Annotated in this window: 19 protein-coding genes; 4 read left to right on the top strand and 15 right to left on the bottom strand. The window is 72.9% G+C overall.

Annotation, left to right across the window (positions count from 1 at the left end):
* Window positions 1-57: 57 nt before the first annotated feature.
* Genes EIY87_RS46110 through EIY87_RS46095 form a run of 4 tightly spaced genes read right to left on the bottom strand, consistent with a single transcriptional unit; the run spans window position 58 to window position 2209 of the window.
* Window positions 58-357, bottom strand: a complete 300-nt coding sequence (locus EIY87_RS46110) for a hypothetical protein (RefSeq protein ID WP_125316436.1) — start codon at window positions 355-357, stop codon at window positions 58-60.
* Entirely contained in the window at window positions 344-568 is a 225-nt protein-coding gene (locus EIY87_RS46105; protein WP_125316435.1) for a hypothetical protein, read from the bottom strand. The genes EIY87_RS46110 and EIY87_RS46105 overlap by 14 nt, the downstream gene beginning before the upstream one ends.
* Window positions 569-614: 46 nt before the next feature.
* On the bottom strand, window positions 615-1070 hold the full coding sequence (locus EIY87_RS46100; protein ID WP_086858802.1) for an Lrp/AsnC family transcriptional regulator: 456 nt from the start codon (window positions 1068-1070) through the stop codon (window positions 615-617).
* Entirely contained in the window at window positions 1067-2209 is a 1143-nt protein-coding gene (locus tag EIY87_RS46095) for a M24 family metallopeptidase (protein WP_125316434.1), read from the bottom strand. The genes EIY87_RS46100 and EIY87_RS46095 overlap by 4 nt, the downstream gene beginning before the upstream one ends.
* A 182-nt stretch (window positions 2210-2391) precedes the next feature.
* Between EIY87_RS46095 and EIY87_RS46090 the strand changes: the two genes are divergently transcribed.
* The gene (locus EIY87_RS46090; RefSeq protein ID WP_125316433.1) at window positions 2392-3336 is read left to right on the top strand and encodes a 5'-3' exonuclease; all 945 of its coding nucleotides are present in this window, start codon (window positions 2392-2394) and stop codon (window positions 3334-3336) included.
* Here the strand turns inward: EIY87_RS46090 and EIY87_RS46085 are convergent.
* From EIY87_RS46085 to EIY87_RS46070, 4 genes are all read right to left on the bottom strand, one after another.
* A complete protein-coding gene (locus EIY87_RS46085) occupies window positions 3333-4547 on the bottom strand; it encodes a GNAT family N-acetyltransferase (protein ID WP_191984528.1) in 1215 nt (404 codons plus the stop codon). The two genes, EIY87_RS46090 and EIY87_RS46085, sit on opposite strands and share 4 nt — an antisense overlap.
* A 41-nt stretch (window positions 4548-4588) precedes the next feature.
* On the bottom strand, window positions 4589-5791 hold the full coding sequence (locus EIY87_RS46080; RefSeq protein ID WP_125316431.1) for a GNAT family N-acetyltransferase: 1203 nt from the start codon (window positions 5789-5791) through the stop codon (window positions 4589-4591).
* Window positions 5792-5859: 68 nt separating this feature from the next.
* Window positions 5860-6615, bottom strand: coding sequence for a DUF4333 domain-containing protein (locus EIY87_RS46075; protein WP_125316430.1), 756 nt, complete (start codon window positions 6613-6615; stop codon window positions 5860-5862).
* A 160-nt stretch (window positions 6616-6775) separates the two neighbouring features.
* Window positions 6776-9553 carry a DEAD/DEAH box helicase gene (locus EIY87_RS46070; protein WP_125316429.1) on the bottom strand — a complete coding sequence of 926 codons (2778 nt, stop codon included), beginning with the start codon at window positions 9551-9553 and terminating at the stop codon, window positions 6776-6778.
* A 149-nt stretch (window positions 9554-9702) separates the two neighbouring features.
* On the opposite strand from EIY87_RS46070, the gene EIY87_RS46065 reads away from it, so the two are divergent.
* A complete protein-coding gene (locus EIY87_RS46065; RefSeq protein WP_125316428.1) occupies window positions 9703-10278 on the top strand; it encodes a hypothetical protein in 576 nt (191 codons plus the stop codon).
* 170 nt (window positions 10279-10448) lie between these two features.
* On the opposite strand, the gene EIY87_RS46060 is transcribed toward EIY87_RS46065, so the two are convergent.
* The 7 genes from EIY87_RS46060 to EIY87_RS46030 form a co-directional block, all read right to left on the bottom strand.
* Window positions 10449-11330 (bottom strand): diacylglycerol/lipid kinase family protein, encoded by an 882-nt coding sequence (locus tag EIY87_RS46060; protein WP_125316427.1) that lies wholly within the window; start codon window positions 11328-11330, stop codon window positions 10449-10451.
* Entirely contained in the window at window positions 11330-12301 is a 972-nt protein-coding gene (gene tatC, locus EIY87_RS46055) for a twin-arginine translocase subunit TatC (RefSeq protein WP_125316426.1), read from the bottom strand. Before tatC ends, EIY87_RS46060 begins: the two co-directional genes overlap by 1 nt.
* Before the next feature lie 86 nt (window positions 12302-12387).
* Window positions 12388-12702, bottom strand: a complete 315-nt coding sequence (tatA, locus tag EIY87_RS46050; protein ID WP_125316425.1) for a Sec-independent protein translocase subunit TatA — start codon at window positions 12700-12702, stop codon at window positions 12388-12390.
* A gap of 31 nt (window positions 12703-12733) precedes the next feature.
* Window positions 12734-12946 carry a bacteriophage holin gene (locus EIY87_RS46045; protein WP_125316676.1) on the bottom strand — a complete coding sequence of 71 codons (213 nt, stop codon included), beginning with the start codon at window positions 12944-12946 and terminating at the stop codon, window positions 12734-12736.
* A gap of 10 nt (window positions 12947-12956) precedes the next feature.
* Window positions 12957-13937: a helix-turn-helix transcriptional regulator gene (locus tag EIY87_RS46040; RefSeq protein ID WP_125316424.1), complete on the bottom strand. Its 981-nt coding sequence runs from the start codon at window positions 13935-13937 to the stop codon at window positions 12957-12959.
* Window positions 13934-14917, bottom strand: a complete 984-nt coding sequence (locus EIY87_RS46035) for a helix-turn-helix transcriptional regulator (RefSeq protein WP_125316423.1) — start codon at window positions 14915-14917, stop codon at window positions 13934-13936. The genes EIY87_RS46040 and EIY87_RS46035 overlap by 4 nt, the downstream gene beginning before the upstream one ends.
* A 10-nt stretch (window positions 14918-14927) precedes the next feature.
* Window positions 14928-15359 (bottom strand): winged helix-turn-helix transcriptional regulator, encoded by a 432-nt coding sequence (locus EIY87_RS46030; protein ID WP_125316422.1) that lies wholly within the window; start codon window positions 15357-15359, stop codon window positions 14928-14930.
* Between the two features lie 106 nt (window positions 15360-15465).
* On the opposite strand from EIY87_RS46030, the gene EIY87_RS46025 reads away from it, so the two are divergent.
* Window positions 15466-16374, top strand: coding sequence for an NADP-dependent oxidoreductase (locus tag EIY87_RS46025; protein WP_125316675.1), 909 nt, complete (start codon window positions 15466-15468; stop codon window positions 16372-16374).
* A 10-nt stretch (window positions 16375-16384) separates the two neighbouring features.
* On the top strand, window positions 16385-17083 hold the full coding sequence (locus tag EIY87_RS46020) for an SDR family oxidoreductase (protein ID WP_125316421.1): 699 nt from the start codon (window positions 16385-16387) through the stop codon (window positions 17081-17083).
* Window positions 17084-17173: the final 90 nt, after the last annotated feature.

Below are 17173 nucleotides of genomic sequence, written 5' to 3'. Positions count from 1 at the left end.
TTCCTGCGGTGCCGGTACGGCTTTTTAGCGTGCCAGGCGCTATAGGGCGTTATACACTCAAAGATCGAGCGCTGCTCGCAAGGCGATGTCGATGCGCTCCTGGACCTCGAGGTCGATCTCGGCGATCCGCTCGTCGAACCACGGCCGGTAGAGCCGTGTCAGGTTGAGCGTCGACACCCAGTACCGGGCGTCGATCGCGACGCCGAGGATGTCCTGCGGGTCGCGTTCGAGCAGTTCCGTGCCGAGCAGCCAGGGGCGCTCGGATTCGTTCACCCCGTCCGAGGACAGCAGCACGACGGTGCGCTGCCGGGCCGGTTCGGTCGGGGGGTGGTACGTCCAGACTTCACCCCTGCGCACGCAGATCCTTTTCCGCCGCGCTGCGCTCGGCCTCGTCCGCTTCCGCGACGGCCGGCTCCGGCTTCCGCGGGGTGTATCCGGTGCGTACCGCCTCGCGCCTGGCCGCCTTCGACAGCCAGGACGAGACCGAGATTCCGTGGGCTTTCGCGGCTCGTTCGGCGAATTCCAGCGCGCCGCTGTCCAGCGAAAGCGTGACCTTACGTGTTGCCATACCCTTTACCGTACCAGTGCTCCGGTCCCCGGGCGGCCCGCCGGCGTCAGAACGTCGGCGAACGTCCCTCGAACGGCGTAGAGAGCACCACCGTCGTCCGGGTCGACACCTTCGCCGACTCGCGGATCCGGCGCAGCAGGTCCTCCAGCCCCAGCGGCGACGGCACGCGCACCAGCAGGATGTAGGACTCGTCGCCGGCCACCGAGTAGCAGGACTCGATCTCCTTGATGTGCTGGATCCGCTGCGGGTAGTCGTCCGGCGCCGCCGGGTCGTTCGGCGTCAGCGAGATCAGCGCCGTCAGCGGCAGGCCGATCTGCTCGCCGTCGAGCCGCGCGGTGTACCCGAGGATGACCCCGCGCTGCTCGAGGCGGCGCACCCGCTGGTGCACCGCCGACACCGACAGCCCGACCCGCTCGGCGAGGTCGGTGAAGCTGCGCCGCCCGTCGGCCGCGAGCTCCTGGACGATCGCCTGGTCCAGCGGCTCCAGGCCACCGGCCGTCATGCGTCCAGCACGACGAGGTCGTGCGGCTGGTTGTTGACGGACTCGACGCCGTCGGCGGTGACGATCACGATGTCCTCGATCCGGGCGCCCCAGCGGCCCGGCTGGTAGATGCCCGGCTCGACGCTGAAGGCCATGCCCGGCTCCAGCGGCAGCGCGTTGCCCGCGATGATGTACGGCTCCTCGTGCACGTCCAGGCCGATGCCGTGGCCGGTGCGGTGGATGAAGTACTCGCCGAACCCGGCCTCGGCGATGACGTCCCGCGCGGCGGCGTCGACGGCCTCGGCGGTCACACCCGGCTTGACCGCGGCCACCGCAGCGGCCTGGGCGCGCTGCAGCACCGCGTAGGTCTCGGCCACGTCGGCGTCGCGCGGCGTGCCCACGGCGTAGGTGCGGGTGGAGTCGGAGTTGTAGCCCGCGGGCAGCGGGCCGCCGATGTCGACGACCACGACGTCACCCTTCTCGATGACGCGGTCGGAGACGTCGTGGTGCGGGCTGGCGCCGTTCGGGCCCGAGCCGACGATCACGAAGTCGGCCTGGACGTGCCCCTCCTCGACGATGGCCGCGGCGATGTCGGCGCCGACCTCCGCCTCGGTGCGGCCGGGCCGCAGCCACTCGTGGACGCGGGCGTGCACGCGGTCGATCGCGGCACCCGCCTCCCGCAGCGACGCGATCTCGGCGGCGTCCTTGCGCATCCGCAGCTCGCGCACGACCGGGCCGGCCAGCGTCTGCTCGGTCTCGCCGAGCGCGGACCGCAGCGCCAGCACGTGCAGCGCCGGGGTGAAGTCGCTGACCGCGACGCGGCCGGGCTTGCCGAGCCGGTCCGCGACCAGCTTGTACGGGTCGTCGCCGTCCACCCAGGTGAGCAGCTCGACGCCGAGCTCGTCGGTCGGGACGTCGGCGTACCCGGGCGCCTCCAGCTTCGGGACGACGAGCGCCGGCGTGCCGTCGGCGGGCACGACGAGGGTGGTCAGCCGCTCGAACGAGCCACCGGCCTGCCCGAGCAGGTACCGCAGGTCGGAGCCGGGCGCGATCAGCAGGGCGTCGGTGCCGGCGGCGGCCGCGGCGGTGCGGGCGCGGTCGAGGCGGGCGCGGAGAGCGGCGGCGTCGGGGGCAGGCGTGTGGAGGGATCGGCGCGACATGAGGCCGAGCCTAGCCGGGCGGCGCCACCGGCCGGACGGCCTGGGGCCGCGACATGCCGGGCCGGGTGACACACCTCCCCTCCCCCGCCGCCAGAAAGTTCGTGAAGGCCACCTTGAGGAACTTGGAGTTCGGGAAGGTGGCCTTCACGAACTTTCGGGGCCGGGCGTGGCAGGCTGTGCGGGTGACCGGATCCCTTGCCCTGCTCGACTCCGCGAGCCTGTACTTCCGTTCGTTCTTCGCCCTGCCCGACTCGATGCGCGCCGCGGACGGGACGCAGGTCAACGCCGTGCGCGGGTTCGCCGACACGATCGCGCGGATCCTCACCGACCGGCGGCCCGCCCGGCTCGTGTGCTGCCTGGACGCGGACTGGCGGCCGAAGTTCCGCACCGACCTGCTCCCCAGCTACAAGGCCCACCGGGTCGCCGAGGAGACCGGCAGCGGCCCGGACGTCGAAGAGGTGCCCGACACGCTCACCCCGCAGGTGCCGATCATCCTCGACCTGCTCGAGGCGTTCGGGTTCGCGACCGCGGAGGCCGCCGGCTACGAGGCCGACGACGTCATCGGCGCGCTGGCGACCCGCGAGAAGACCGTCCCGGTCGAGGTGATCACCGGGGACCGCGACCTGTTCCAGCTGGTGCGCACCGAGCCGTCGCCGGCGTCGGTGATCTACGTCGGCAAGGGGTGGGCGAAGGCGGAAGTGCTGGGCCCGGCCGAAATCGCCGAGCGCTACAGCCTGCCCCGCGAGACGGCCGGGCCGGCGTACGCGGACATGTCCGTGATGCGCGGCGACCCCTCCGACGGGCTCCCCGGCGTCGCCGGGATCGGCGAGAAGACCGCGGCGAAGCTGATCACGCAGTTCGGCTCGCTCGACGCGCTGCTCGAGGCCGCCGCGGCCGGGGATTCCCGCGTCCCGCTCAAGACCCGGCTACGGCTCTCCGACGCCGCCGGCTACCTCGCGGTCGCCCCGACCGTGGTGCGGGTCGCCGTCGACGCGCCGGTCGAGCAGTCCGGCCCCGACACCGTGCCCGCGGCACCCGCCGACCCCGAGCGGGTCGCCGAGCTCGCCGAACGGTGGAACCTGGGCAACTCCGTCGAACGGCTCCTCAAGGCCCTCCCCGGCGCCTAGAAGTGCGTGCCGCACCAGGGTGCGGCGATCGTCGTGAACAGCTCGTCCGCGCGCGCCACCGCGGCCGGGTCACCGGCCTGGACCCGGCCCGCCTGCACCAGCGCCGTGGCGCTCCACTCCCCCAGGTACAGCATGCCGAGGGTGTCGACGTCGAGGGTGAGGTCCGCGGCGGCCCCGGTCCGCCGGGCGCCGTCCGGGCCGACCTCGTAGTGGCCGGTGTTGGCGGGCAGCAGGCGGTCGGTCACCGCCAGCACCACCGGATCGGCCGCCCGGTACGTCCGGGCCGCCAACGCCGCCGCGACGTCCACCGGGCGCAGCCACAGGTCGTCCTCGACGGCGAGGGTGGCCGCGTGCCGGTGGTCGGTCAGCATCGCCGACAGCGGCTCGTCCACCGGGCGGTGGCGGGCGTGCACCGCGGAGACCAGGTCGACCGACAGCAGGAACCGCCAGAGACCGGCCCGCGCGACCGGGCTGTCGGCGTGCAGGTCGCGGACCTGCAGCACCGCGCCTTCGTCCGGCGCCTCCAGGGACCGGCGGCTCACGGTCTCGTAGACGACGAAGCCGTCGTCCCCGTCCGGTCCACTGTGGACGGCCACGACGTGGTCGCCGTCCGGGCCGGCGAGCCGGTCGTGCATCACCGGCCACCACAGCGGCGGACGGCCGATCATGCCCGGGCGGCGCGCGATCCGGTGGTACAGGCCGGGAATCTCCTTCACCGCCTCGTCCGGCGTCAGCATCCGGACCTCGCCCGCGAGCGGCACGCGGTCGTGCAGCCGGGCTGCGGGCCGCGCCACGCGGATCGTCTTGCCCAGCGCGGCCGAGCCGTAGCCGAAGCGGCCGTAGATCGTGGGCTCGCTGGCGTGCAGCACGGCCAGCGGCAGCCCGCGCGCGGCGACGTCGGCCAGCTGGACGCGCATCAGCTCGGTCAGCACACCGCGACGAGTGCGGTCCGCGCGCACCCCGACGCCGTCAACCGCGGCGGCCGGCAGCACACCACCGCCCGGCACCGTGATGTCGGTGTCGAAGGAGCTCGCGATCCCGATCGGGGTGTCGCCGTCGAACGCGCCGAACTTGTGCGCCGCCGGCCAGGAAACCCCGAAGCGGGACCAGAGTTCGTCGCTGACGCGGTTGCTGTGCAGCGAACGGCCGAGCAGGTCGAACGTGCTGCGGCGCTCGTCCTCGGTGACGGGGCGGACGTCGAAGGCGGTCATGCTCCCGATCTTGCCGTCCGCCACCGGCCGAGGCACCTGGTTTAGAAGTGGGACCCGCACCACGGTACCGACCGGGTGCCGAACAACGCGTCCGCGGCCGCCGGCGCGGCGGCGTCCCGGACCTCGATCCGGCCCACACCGGCCAGCGCCGACGCCTTCCAGGTGCCGAGGTACAGCATCGCCAGCGTCGTGACGTCGAGCCGGAGCGCGGCGGGCCCGTCAGCGCGCTCGGCGCCGTCCGGGGTGATCCGGTAGGTACCGCTGTTGCCGGGCAGCATCACGTCCGCGACCTCGACGACGACCGGCTCGCCCGGCCCGTATTCGCGTGCGGCCAGCGCTTTCGGGACGTCGACGAGCCGGATCCAGTGCTCGTCGCCGATCCGGTTTTCGATCAGCCGCCGGTGGTCCTCCAGGAGCAGCTCGATCGGCTCGTCGAGCGGCCGTTCCTCGGCGACGATCCGGTCCACCAGGTCGACGCCGAGCAGGAACCGCCACAGCCCGGCGAACGCGGCCGGCGTGGCGGCGAACAGGTCCGGGACCTCCAGCTCCTTCGTCCACGGGTACGCCTCCAAGCCCTCGACGAAGTAGGTCGCGAACCCGTCCGGCCCGTCCGGACCGTGGTGCACCACCGCCTTCATCGGCTGGCTGCGGCGCCGGCTCTGGGCCTCGTAGAGCCGCCACACCACCTCCGGCCGGGACATCATCCCCGGACGGCGCCCGATGCGGTCGTAGACGCCGGGGAGCACTTCCCACGCGCGGTCGGCGTCCAGCAGCTCGATTTCCCCGCCCGTGGGGGCGTCCGGTCGCAGCCGGGCCCGCGTCCGGTCGACGCGGTAGGTGCGGTTCCGCGTCGCCAGGCCGTAGCCGAACCGGCCGTAGATGCCGGCTTCGGAGGCCAGCAGGTTCGCGCACACCACCCCGCGTGTGGAGAAGTCCTCCAGCTGCGCCGTCATCAGCGCGCGCAGCACGCCACGGCGGGTCCGGTCCGCGCGGACACCGACGCCGGTGACGCCGGCCATCGGCACCCGCGCCCCGCCCGGGACGGTCAGCTCGGCGTCGAAGAACCGGGCCGTGCCGATGAGTTCCGGGTCGAACGCGCCGATCGCCCCGCCGGGCTGGAAGGCACGCCCGGAGTGTTCCCATTCGGCGTCGGTGGCCGGGTGGAAGTGCACGGTGTCGCGGAACAGGTCGCTCGCGGCGCGGTGCTCGTCGGTGCGCAGCGTCCGGATCTCGAAGTCGCTCATGCCCGGATCATCTCCGGAAACGGCGAAGTCCGGCCACCGGAATTCCCGGCGGCCGGACTCCTCACGCGCTACTTGGTGGCGGGCGGGGAAACCTCGTAGTTCCCGCCGTCACCCTTGACCGTGATCTGCACCTGCTGCGGCTTGCCCGCGATCGTGGCGGTGCACTCGAACTTCGCGCCGTCCTCAACCTTTTGCTCGGCCGGGCAGGTCACCGCCGTGACGCCGTCGATCTTGTACGTCTCGGTGAGCAGCTTCTGCACGTCGGTCTGCATCTGGGTGTTGTTGAAGACCTGCGTCTTGAAGAACCCGGGCGCGACGAACCCGAGCACCCCGACGACGGCCAGCACCACGACCAGCGCGACGACGCCGATCAGCAGGCCCTTCTTCGACTTCCCCTGCTGCTCGCCCTCCGGCGCGCCGGGGTACTGCTGCGGTTGCTGGCCGTACTGACCCGGCGGCTGCTGGCCGTACTGCGGCTGGGCCTGGGGCCCGCTCTGCGGGTACGCCCCGCCCGGCTGCTGCCCGTACTGGGGCTGGGCCTGCGGGCCGCTCTGCGGGTACCCGCCACCGGGCTGCTGCCCGTACGGCGGCGGTTGCTGACCCCACTGCGGCTGCTGCGGCGGCTGCTGGCCGTACCCGCCGGGCTGCTGACCCCACTGCTGGGGCTGCTGCGGCTGGCCGTACTGCTGCTGGTTCGGGTCGTAGGACGGCGGCTGCTGGCCCCATTGGGGCTGCTCCTGCGGGCCGCTCGGCGGGTACGCGCCGCCCGGCTGCTGCCCGTACTGGGGCTGCTGTGGGTCGTTGCCGCCATACGGCGTGCTCATCGTCTGCCTCCGCCTGCTTCGCTCAACTGGCTCTCCACCCCGAAACCGCCGTAAAGCCGCGTACGCACGGTGTCGCACGCGATCCAACCACAGGTCGGACCCGAGCACACGTGGCCACGCTCACCGCTGTGCCCCGTCTGGAGCAGGGCTAACACGAAGTTCACGCGGCGCCCGCGGCCACGACACCGCGACGCAGCGCCTTCACCGCCGCGGCCGCCGCCGCGCCCACCGGATCCGCCTTCCCGAGCACGTCCCGGATCTGGTCCAGCAAGTCGATCACCTGCCGCGACCAGCGCACGAAGTCACCCGCCGACAGCTCCTGGCCGTTCGCCTCGGCCGCGGTGAGCACCTTCTCCAGCGACTCCCCGCGCGCCCACCGGTAAACCGGCCACGCGAACCCGGCGTCGGGCTCCCGCGTCCGGTCGAGGCGGTGCCGCCGCTCGTCCTCGGTCAGCTCCACCCACAGCCGCACGGTCTCCTGCCACGCCTCGGGCACCGCGCCCCCGGGCAGCCGCGGCTCGCCCGCGGTGTCGCGGCGCGCCTCGAACACCAGCGTGGAGACGACGGCGGCGAGCTCGGCCGGGCCGAGGTCGCGCCACACGCCGTGCCGGATGCACTCGGCGGCCAGCAGATCGGACTCGCTGTAGAGCCGGGTCAGGCGACGGCCGTGCTCGGTGACGCGGTCTTCCCCGTCCCCAGCCGACTCCGGTCCCAGATAGCCGCGCTCGCCCAGCAGCGCCAGGATCCGGTCGAACGCGCGCGCCAGCGAGTGCGTCGTCGCCGCGACCTTCCGTTCCAGCTGCTGGGTTTCCGCGGTGAGCCGCTGGTACCGCTCGACCCAGCGCAGGTTCGCCTCGCGCTCGGCCAGCCCGTGACCCGGGTGGGCCCGCAAGGCCCGCCGCAGCGCCGCCAGCTCACCGTCCTCGTTCGCCCCCGACCGCCGCTTTTGCCTGCCGGGCAACGAAATCCCGGCGTTGCGCAACGTCGAGGCGATGTCACGGCGGGTCTTCGGCGACCGCAGCTCGATGTGCTTCGGCAGCTTGATCCGTCCCAGCGCCTCGACCGGCGCCGGGAAGTCCGCCACCGACAGCGGCCCGGACCAGCGATCCTCGGTCACCACGACCGGCCGCGGCTCGCGGATCGGGTCCAGCCCCGGATCGACCACCACGGCCAGCCCGGCCCGGCGGCCCGCCGGCACCGCGATGACGTCGCCCTTGCGCAGCTTCTCCAGCGACTCCGCGGTCCCCGCCCGCCGCGCCGCGGTGTTCTGCCGCGACAGCGCCTTCTCCCGCGTCGAGATCTTCGCCCGCAGCTCGACGTACTCCAGCATCTCGTCGAAGTCGCCGGTGATCGCGGCCGCGTACCCCTTCAGCGCTTCCTTGTTCCGCTCGATCCGGCGCGCGGTCCCGACCACCGACCGGTCGGCCTGGAACTGCGCGAACGACTGCTCCAGCAGCTCCCGCGCCTCGGCCGCGCCGACCTGCGCGACCAGGTTCACGGCCATGTTGTACCCGGGCCGGAACGACGACCGCAGCGGGTAGGTCCGGGTAGAGGCGAGCCCGGCGACCTGCTTGGGGTCGACCCCGGGCTGCCACGCGACGACCGCGTGGCCCTCCACGTCGATCCCGCGCCGCCCGGCCCGGCCGGTGAGCTGCGTGTACTCCCCCGGCGTCAGGTCGACGTGCGCCTCGCCGTTGTACTTCACCAGGCGCTCGAGGACGACCGTGCGGGCCGGCATGTTGATGCCCAGCGCGAGCGTCTCGGTCGCGAACACGACCTTCACCAGGCCGCGGACGAACAGCTCCTCGACGGTCTCCTTGAACGCCGGCAGCAGTCCCGCGTGGTGCCCGGCGATGCCGCGCTCGAGGGCTTCCCGCCACTCCCAGTAGCCGAGCACGCCCAGGTCGCCCTCGGGCAGCTCCGACGTCCGCGCGTCGATCACCCGGCGGATCTCCTCGACCTCCCCGGGACCGTTGAGCCGCAGCCCGGACCGCACGCACTGCGCCACCGCGGCGTCGCAGCCCGCACGGGAGAAGATGAACACGATCGCGGGCAGCAGCCCGGCCCGGTCCAGCTGCTCGACGACGTCGACCCGCGACGGCGGCCGGAACCGCGGCATCCGCTGCGGCGCGCCCCGCCGCCCACGCGGGCCGCGGAACCCGGCGGGCGCGTACTGGCGGCCGATCTCCTCGGTGCGGCGCAGCAGGGTCGGGTTGATCCGCAGCTCGGCCCCGGGCAGGTGGGTGTCCTCGCCCGCGAACAGGTCCAGCAGCCGGTTTCCGACCAGCATGTGCTGCCACAACGGCACCGGCCGGTGCTCGTCCACGACGACCGTGGTGTCCCCGCGCACCTCGACCAGCCATTCGCCGAACTCCTCGGCGTTGCTGACGGTGGCCGACAGCCCGACCACGCGGACGTGCTCGGGCAGGTGCAGGATCACCTCTTCCCAGACCGCGCCGCGGAACCGGTCGGCGAGGTAGTGGACCTCGTCCATGACGACGTACCCGAGGTCGGTGATCGTCGACGAGCCGGCGTAGAGCATGTTGCGCAGCACCTCGGTGGTCATCACGACCACCTGCGCGTTGCCGTTGATCGAGGTGTCCCCGGTGAGCAGGCCGACGGCGTCGGCGCCGTAGCGGGCGACCAGATCGGCGTACTTCTGGTTCGACAACGCCTTGATCGGCGTCGTGTAGAAGCACTTGCGGCCCTCGGCCAGCGCCAGGTGCACGGCGAATTCGCCGACGACGGTCTTGCCCGCACCGGTGGGCGCGCACACGAGCACGCCGTGGCCGCCCTCGAGGGCTTCGCACCCCCGGATCTGGAACTCGTCGAACTCGAAGGACGCCTCCGCGGCGAAGCGCGTCAGCTGGGGGTACTTCCCGCGGCGCGAGGAGGCCGCATAGGCCTCGGCCGGGGACGGAGAAGGGCTACTGGCCACCTCGTCAGGGTTTCACATCCCCCGGGCGTTCCGCACGCCGCGTGACCGACGGCGTGGCGCGCCCCGTGGTATAGGGCGTTATACACCGAGATCGGTCGCGGGAACCGGATCGCGGGCGGGCGCGTCGGAGCGGCGGAAAGGAGGTACCGATGACCGAACCGTGCCCGAGCTGCGGGCAGCTGGACCAGGTGCAACACGTGCCGGCGGTCTACCACGGCGGGCACTCCTTCTACCGCGGCCAGGGCCCGACGGTCGCCGTCCCCGCCGGCGACGGCGTCGTCTACACGAGCAGCCAGGTCAGCGGCGTCTCGGTGACGGCGGTCGCCCGGTCCCTCGACCCCTTTCCCCCACCGCGCCGCAACGGCGGCCTGGTGGCGGCGGTGATCCTGCTGGCACTGGTCGGCAGCTGCTTCCTCCTGCTCCCGTTCTCGGCGGCCGACGACCCGCCTCCCGGCGGCGAGGGCGCGAAGGCGCTGGGCTTCGCGGTGCTCTCGCTGCCGGCGTTCGGGGTGTACCTCGCGGCAGGCGTGCTGGTCTGGCTCTACGTCCGCCGCGTGCGCGCGCACCGGAAGCAGCAGAAGGGCGTGCCGGCGGCCCAGCAGGTCTGGGAGCAGGGCTGGTTCTGCCACCGCTGCGGCGGGGTGTACTTCGCCGACGCCGGACGGCTTCTGACCCCGGCCCACTTCCGCCAGCTGGTGGCACGGGCGGGCGGCTACGACCGGTAGCCGCGGCGCCAGGCCGGGCGGGTGCTCGGGTCGGCGCCGGATCGGCCGCAGGTACAGGACCCGCCAAGCCGAGGCCCGCGAGCGGTGGTAACGACCGTTGAAACGTCTTGAATGAGTCATTCAGGTCTTCAGAGGTCCTGAATGACTCATTCAAGACGCCGGACCGACCGTTAGGCGAGCACCGTCAGGGCGCCCGGGACGCAGTCGACCGTCACCGGGACCGTGCCTTGGGGCTCGCCGTCGGCGTACGCGGGCCAGTCGTTGCCGGTCAGGGCGACCGAGCGGGCGCGCAGCGTGCGGACCGCCGGGTGGGTCACGTGCTTGCCCGTGCGCAGGCCGGGGAGCATGCGCATCAGGCCGCGGCGGGTGGCGTGGCCGATGATCGTGACGTCGAAGACGCCGTCCTCGGGGTCGGCCGTGGGGCAGATCGGGACGCCGCCGCCGTAGAAGCGCGTGTTGCCGATCGCGACCAGGGTCGCGTCGAGCTCGATCCGGCCCGCGCCGGTGTCGACGACCACCGGACGGGACCGGAACGACGCCAGTTCGGCCAGGATCGCCAGGTCGTAGCGGCGGGGTCCGGACGGCCAGCGCATCCGGTTGGCGCGTTCGTTGACGCTCGCGTCGAACCCGGCGCACAGCACCGTCGCGAACCACGTGTCGCCGATCCGGCCGAGGTCGAGCCGCCGCCGCGCGCCCGACTTCAGGGCCGCCACCAGCGCGTCGACCGCCGCCAGCGGTTCGGCCGGGACGCCGAGCGCACGGGCGAAGTCGTTGCCGGTACCGGCCGGGACCAGGCCGAGCGCCACGTCGTGGTTGGCGCAGAACTGGACGCCCTGGTGGGCGGCGCCGTCGCCGCCGAGCACGACCAGGACGTCGAGACCGGCGCTGTGGGAGGTCCGCATCAGCTCGCGGGACTCCTCGACGGAGTTCGCGACCAGCACGTCGAGGCGGTCGACGGCGGCGCGCAGCCGCTCCGCGACCGTGTCGGCGATCCGGGCGGCGGCGCCGTGCCCCGAGGCCGGGTGCACGGCGAGCGCGGCGTGGATCCCCACTACGTGACGTCGTCGGTGCTCGACCGGCCGCCGGACGCGGTCGGGGTGGACGGCTCGTCGTCGATGGTGCTCGGCGTGTAGTCGAACGGCGCGGCCTCGTCGTCGGCGAGCTTGTCCCAGCCCTCGTCGCCGCGGGCCTTTTCGAGCTTGCGGTCGTGGAAGCGCGCCATCTGCACGGCGATCTCGAACAGCACGGTGAGCGCGCCGGCCAGGCCGAGCATGGAGAACGGGTCGGAACCGGGGGTCGCGAACGCGGCGAAGACGAACAGCGCGAACACGATGCCGCGGCGCCACTTCTTCAGCTGCGCGTACTTGACCACGCCGACGCGGTTGAGCATCACCACCAGCAGCGGCAGCTCGAAGCTGATCCCGAAGATGATCAGCAGCGACAGCAGGAACGAGATGTACTTGTCCGCCGTGAGGGCGGTGACGAACGCGTCCTGCCCGAAGCCCATGAGCAGCTGCAGGGCGTGCGGGAAGAGGATGTAGGCGAGCACGGCGCCCGCGGCGAACAACACCGAGGCGAACGCGACGAACGTCAGCGCGTACTTGCGCTCCTTGCTGTACAGGCCCGGCGCGATGAACGCCCAGAGCTGGTACAGCCACACCGGCGAGAGGAGCACGGCACCGGCCGCGATGCCGACCTTCAGCTGCGTCATGAAGGCTTCGAACGGCACGGTCTGCAGCAGCCGGCACCCGTCGGCGCTGTCGAGCCGCCGGTCGGCCGGGATGGCGCAGTACGGGTCCTTCACCAGGTCGCCGAGCGACGGGATCGGACCGACCTTGGTGCCGAACCAGATGAACCCGATGATCCCGCCGACCACGACCGCGAGCAGCGCGAAGCCGAGGCGGCGGCGGAACTCGTAGATGTGCTCGATGAGCGTCATCGTGCCGTCGGGGTTGGTGCGACGGCTGCGCTTGCGCCGCTTCGACCGGCGGCTGTCACCGTTTCCGGAGGCGGATTCCGCCACGGGTTGTTCCGTTCTCGTCGGAGTCCGCCGGAGCGCGCCGCTGCGGGCGCGCTCCGTGGACGGGGGACCGGGTGTGGCCTAGCCGCTCAGCTGGCGTTCTTCTGCGGCTGGTCGGCGGCCTGCTGCTTCTTCAGCTCGTCGAGCTGCCGCTGCAGGTCGGCGACCTGCTGGTCGGTCGAAGCGGGTGCGGCGGGCTTGGCCGGGATCTGCTTCGTCTCGGCGGGCTCGGCGTCTTCGTGCGCCGCGGCCTTGTCGCCGGTGAGGTCCTTGGTCTCGGCCTTGAAGATCTTCATGGACTTGCCGATGGACCGGGCCGCGTCGGGAAGCCTCTTGGCCCCGAACAGCAGCACGACGACGAGCACCAAGATGATCAAATGCCACGGCTGCAATCCGTTCAGCATGGTGGCCTCCTATCTGCGTCTGGTAGGGATGTTACTGGTTTTCCGGCTTCCGGCGGCGCTGCGCGAACGCGACGCGCAGCGCTGCCGACCGGGCGCGGAGCAACCCCGCCCGGTCCTGGGTGTTCTCCGCCACCATGCTTGCGGTCCGCTGGAAGGCACGCAAGACCTTGACGGTCCGGACCAGCAGGACGACGAGCAGCAGCAGGCCGATCGCGGCGAGCACGACGGTGGGCAGGTACGGCACGCGCACCAGCCTAGTGGTCACAGGTTGACGGAAGGTGACGGGCTCGGGCCACCGCGTCGGCGGCCCGGCGTCCGACTTCGGACGCGAGGTCGGCCGGGCTCTCGACCAGCACTTCCCCGCCCTGGCCGAGGACAAGGCGCACCATCCAGGACTGGTCGGCGTAGCGCATCCGGATCCGCAGCCGGCCGCCTTCGAGCTCGTCGAGCTCCTCGCACGGGTAGTACTCGGCTACCCAGCGTGCGTCCGGGTCGAGGACCAGCACCGCTTCCCGCTGATCGGGACGTTCGCGGAAGACACCGTCGGAGATGTCGGTCGGGTGCGCGTGCGCCGGCGGCCGCGACGGCTCGCCGAGGACGGTCAGCTCGTCGATCCGGTCGAGCCGGAACAGCCGGACGCCCTCGGCGCGGCGGCACCAGGCCTCCAGGTAGCCGACCGCCTGGACGATCAGCAGCCGCATCGGGTCGACCGTGCGCTCGGTGATCTGGTCCTTCGAGGCGGTGTAGTAGCGGATCCGCAGCGCGCGCCCGTCCTGCAGAGCCCGCGCGACCTCCTCGCGGGTCCGCGCGGTCTTCTCGCCTTCGCGCACTCCCCCGCCGACGACCACGCCGGCCGGCTGGGCCTGCCCGGCCGCGGCCTCGATCTTGGCGATGGAGCGGCGGACGGCGTCGCCGTCGACCACGCCCGGGGTCTCGGCCAGCGCCCGCAGCGCCACGAGCAGCGCGGTCGCCTCGCCGCCGGTGAGCCGCAGCGGGCGGTTCATGCCGGCGTCGTGGGTGACGACGATCGTGTCGCCCTCGAACGACAGGTCGATCAGGTCGCCGGGCCCGTAGCCGGGCAGCCCGCACATCCACAGCAGCTCGAGGTCCTTGCGCAGCTGCTTCGGCGTGACGTCGAAGTCGTGCGCCGCCTCGTCGATGCGGATGCCGGGGCGCGCCAGCAGGTAGGGCACGAGCGCGAGCAGCCGGGGCATCCGGTCGGTGGACCCGCTCACCGGACGCTCACCTGCCGGGCGACGACGGCTTCGAGGCGGTCCTGGACCGACTTCGCGAGCACGTCCGGTTCGAGCACGACGACGTCGGGGCCCTGCGCGCTGATCCAGTCGGCCGCCGACTCCGGGTAGAGCAGGCCGATCTCGACGAGGTCGCCGTCTTCCCCGTCGATCGTGGACCGGCCGACCACGGTGCCGCGGCGGCGGACCCCGGCGGCGCGGCCGTCGGCGACCCAGAGCCGGGCGGTGGTGACCGGGGACGGCTCGCTGCCGCCGGTGGCCGTGACGAGCTTGAGCAGGTTGACGCCCTCGGGACGGCGCACCTCGCCGGGCTTGCCGACGGTGCGGACCTGGCCGGTGACGCGCGAGAGCCGGAAGCAGCGGGTGGCGCCGCGGTCGCGGTCGTGCCCGACGACGTACCAGCGGGCGCGCCACGACACCACGCCCCACGGCTCGAGCGTCCGCATGATGCGCTCGGGCGAGCCGCTGCGGCGGTATTCGAACCGCACGGCCTGCCCGCTCTGGACCGCGGCCAGCAGCGGCCCGAACGCCGGTTCGGCGCGCACCCGCGGCTCGACGACGGTGGGCGCCTGGTCGTCGACCTCCAGGCCGGCGGCGCGCAGCTTCACCAGCGCGCCCTGCGCCTGCCCGGTCAGCTCCGGGGAGTCCCACAGCCGCGAGGCGAGCGCGACCGCGGCGGCCTCGTCGGGGGCGAGGTCGATTTCGCCGAGTTCGTAGTCGCGGCGGGCGATGCGGTAGCCCTCGATGGCGTCGAACGCGGAGTTGCGGCCGGTCTCCAGCGGGATGCCGAGTTCGCGCAGCTCGGTCTTGTCCCGCTCGAACGTCCGGAAGAAGGCGTCGTCGCTGGCCGCGTCGGCGTACCCGGGCACGATGCCGCGAATCCGCTCGGCAGTGAGGTACTGCCGGGTGGACAGGAGGGCCAGCACCAGATTGACCAGCCGTTCGGCGCGTGCGGTGGACACCCGGTAGAGCCTAGCCCGCGCCGCCCGGCCCGATCGTGAGGTCCGGGGTGCGCGCGTCGTAGTCGGTCCGGGCGGCGTCGACGGCGTCGAAGTTCGCCTCCGCCCAGTCCTTGAAGCCGGCCACCAGCGCGCGCAGCGATTCCCCCAGCGGCGTAAGGGAATAGTCGACGCGGACGGGCACCGAAGGCGTCACCTCCCGGCGCACGAGACCGTCGCGTTCGAGCACCCGCAGGGTCTGGGTGAGCATCTTCTGGCTGACCCCGGCGATGCGCCGCGAAAGGTCGCTGTAGCGCTGCGGGCCGTCACCGAGCGCGACCAGGATCAGGCTGACCCACTTGCCGGCGATCTCGTCGAGCAGCTTCCGGGTCGGGCAGGCGGCGAGGTAGGCGTCGTAGGCGGCCTTTTCGGCGTGCCGCTTCTGCTCCGCCGTGCGCGTGGGCACCGGGCGAACCTCCGGGTACGTGGGGAACCTGTGAGTGCGTACTTCCCGATGGAGAGTAGCTCCCCATACGGTCCCGGGGAAGGTGTCCGGTGCAGAGGAGACGAAGATGCGCGCGGTGGTGGTCCGGCGGTTCGGTGGGCCGGAGGTCATGGAGTTCGCCGAGGTGCCGATCCCGGTGCCCGGTCCGGGACAGGTGCGGATCCGGGTCGCGGCGGCCGCGGTCAACCCGGTGGACCTGGCGACCCGGGCGGGGGTGCTCACCGAGGCGGGGGTGATCCCGCCGCGCGAGGTGCTGGGGCTCGGCTGGGACGTCGCCGGGCAGATCGACGACGCCGGGGACACCGGTTTCCGCGTGGGCGACCCCGTGCTCGGGCTGCGCGACCGCATCGCGCTTTCCCTGGGCACCTACGCGGACTACGTCGTCCTGGACGCCTCGGCCGTCGCGCCCGCGCCGGACGGCCTCTCCCCCGTCGAGGCGGCCACCTTGCCGCTCAACGCCCTGACCGCGGCTCAGGCGCTCGACCTCGTCGAAACCACCGGGAGCGTCCTGGTCACCGGGGCCGCGGGCGCGGTCGGCGGGTACGCGGTCGCCCTCGCGCACGCCCGGGACCTGCACGTCGTCGCCGTGGCCGGGGAAGGCGACGAAGCCCTCGTCCGGGAGTTGGGCGCCGACGAGTTCGTTCCCCGCGGTCCCGCACTCGCCGACCGCGTCCGCGCGCTGGTCCCCGGCGGGGTGGACGCCGCGCTCGACACCGCGCTCCTCGGGCTGGACGCGCTCGACGCCGTCCGGGGCGGCGGCGAGTTCGTCGCCTTCGCCGCCGGTGCCGCCCCGATCCCGCTGCGCGGCGTCCGGGTCCGGAACGTGTGGATCCGCGCGGACGGCGAGCGGCTCGCCGAGCTGGCCCGGACGTTGCCACCGCGCGTCGCCGACGTCCTTCCCCTGGCCGAGGCCGGGACGGCGCACGAGCGGCTGGCCGCCGGCGGGCTGCGGGGCAGGCTGGTCCTGACTCCCTAGCCTGGACGGCATGGATGATCGCGTACTCCTCATCACCGGTGCCTCGCGCGGGCTCGGCGCCGCCACCGCGCGGCTGGCCGCCGAAGCCGGGTTCAAGGTCGCGCTGGTGGCGCGCCAGGCCGGATCCGTCGCGGGGCTCGCCGCCGAACTGGGCGAAGACCGGGCACTCGCCCTCGGCGCCGACGTCGGCGACTGGCCGGGCGTTTCCGCGGCCGTCGACGAGACGGTGGCCCGGTTCGGACGGCTCGACGCGGCCTTCGCCAACGCCGGCATCGGCGTCGGGACGTCGTTCTTCGGCACCGACGACCCCGACCCGCGGGCGTGGGAGGCGATGGTCCGCACCAACGTCCTGGGCGCCGCCTACACCGCCCGCGCCGTCCTCCCGGCGCTCAAGGAGACGGCGGGGCACCTGCTCATCACCGGGTCGGTGGCGGGCCGCTACATCCGGAACAGCAGCCTGTACTCGGCGACGAAGTGGGCGGTGACCGGGATGGCGGGCGCGATCCGCGAGGAGGCCGTCGGCACCGGCGTCCGGGTCACGCTGATCAACCCGGGCATCACCGACACCGACATCCTCACCGACGAGCAGCGCAAGAAGCCGAAACTGGCGGCGGACGACATCGCCCGCGCGGTGCTCTACGCGCTGCAGCAGCCGCCGTCGGTCGACGTCAACGAGATCATGGTCCGGCCGACCGGTCAGGTCCTCTAGCTGTGATGTCCGGGGACGTTGTCCCGAGTTGAGGTGACCGGTGACGGCCTGTCGTGCAGACAGGTGAAGGCCTCCGGATGTGAAGTGGAG

The sequence above is a fragment of the Amycolatopsis eburnea genome, assembly GCF_003937945.1.
Lineage (GTDB): Bacteria > Actinomycetota > Actinomycetes > Mycobacteriales > Pseudonocardiaceae > Amycolatopsis > Amycolatopsis eburnea.
Note: the sequence above shows the minus strand (reverse complement) of the source record. Positions and strands in the feature narration are given on the sequence as shown.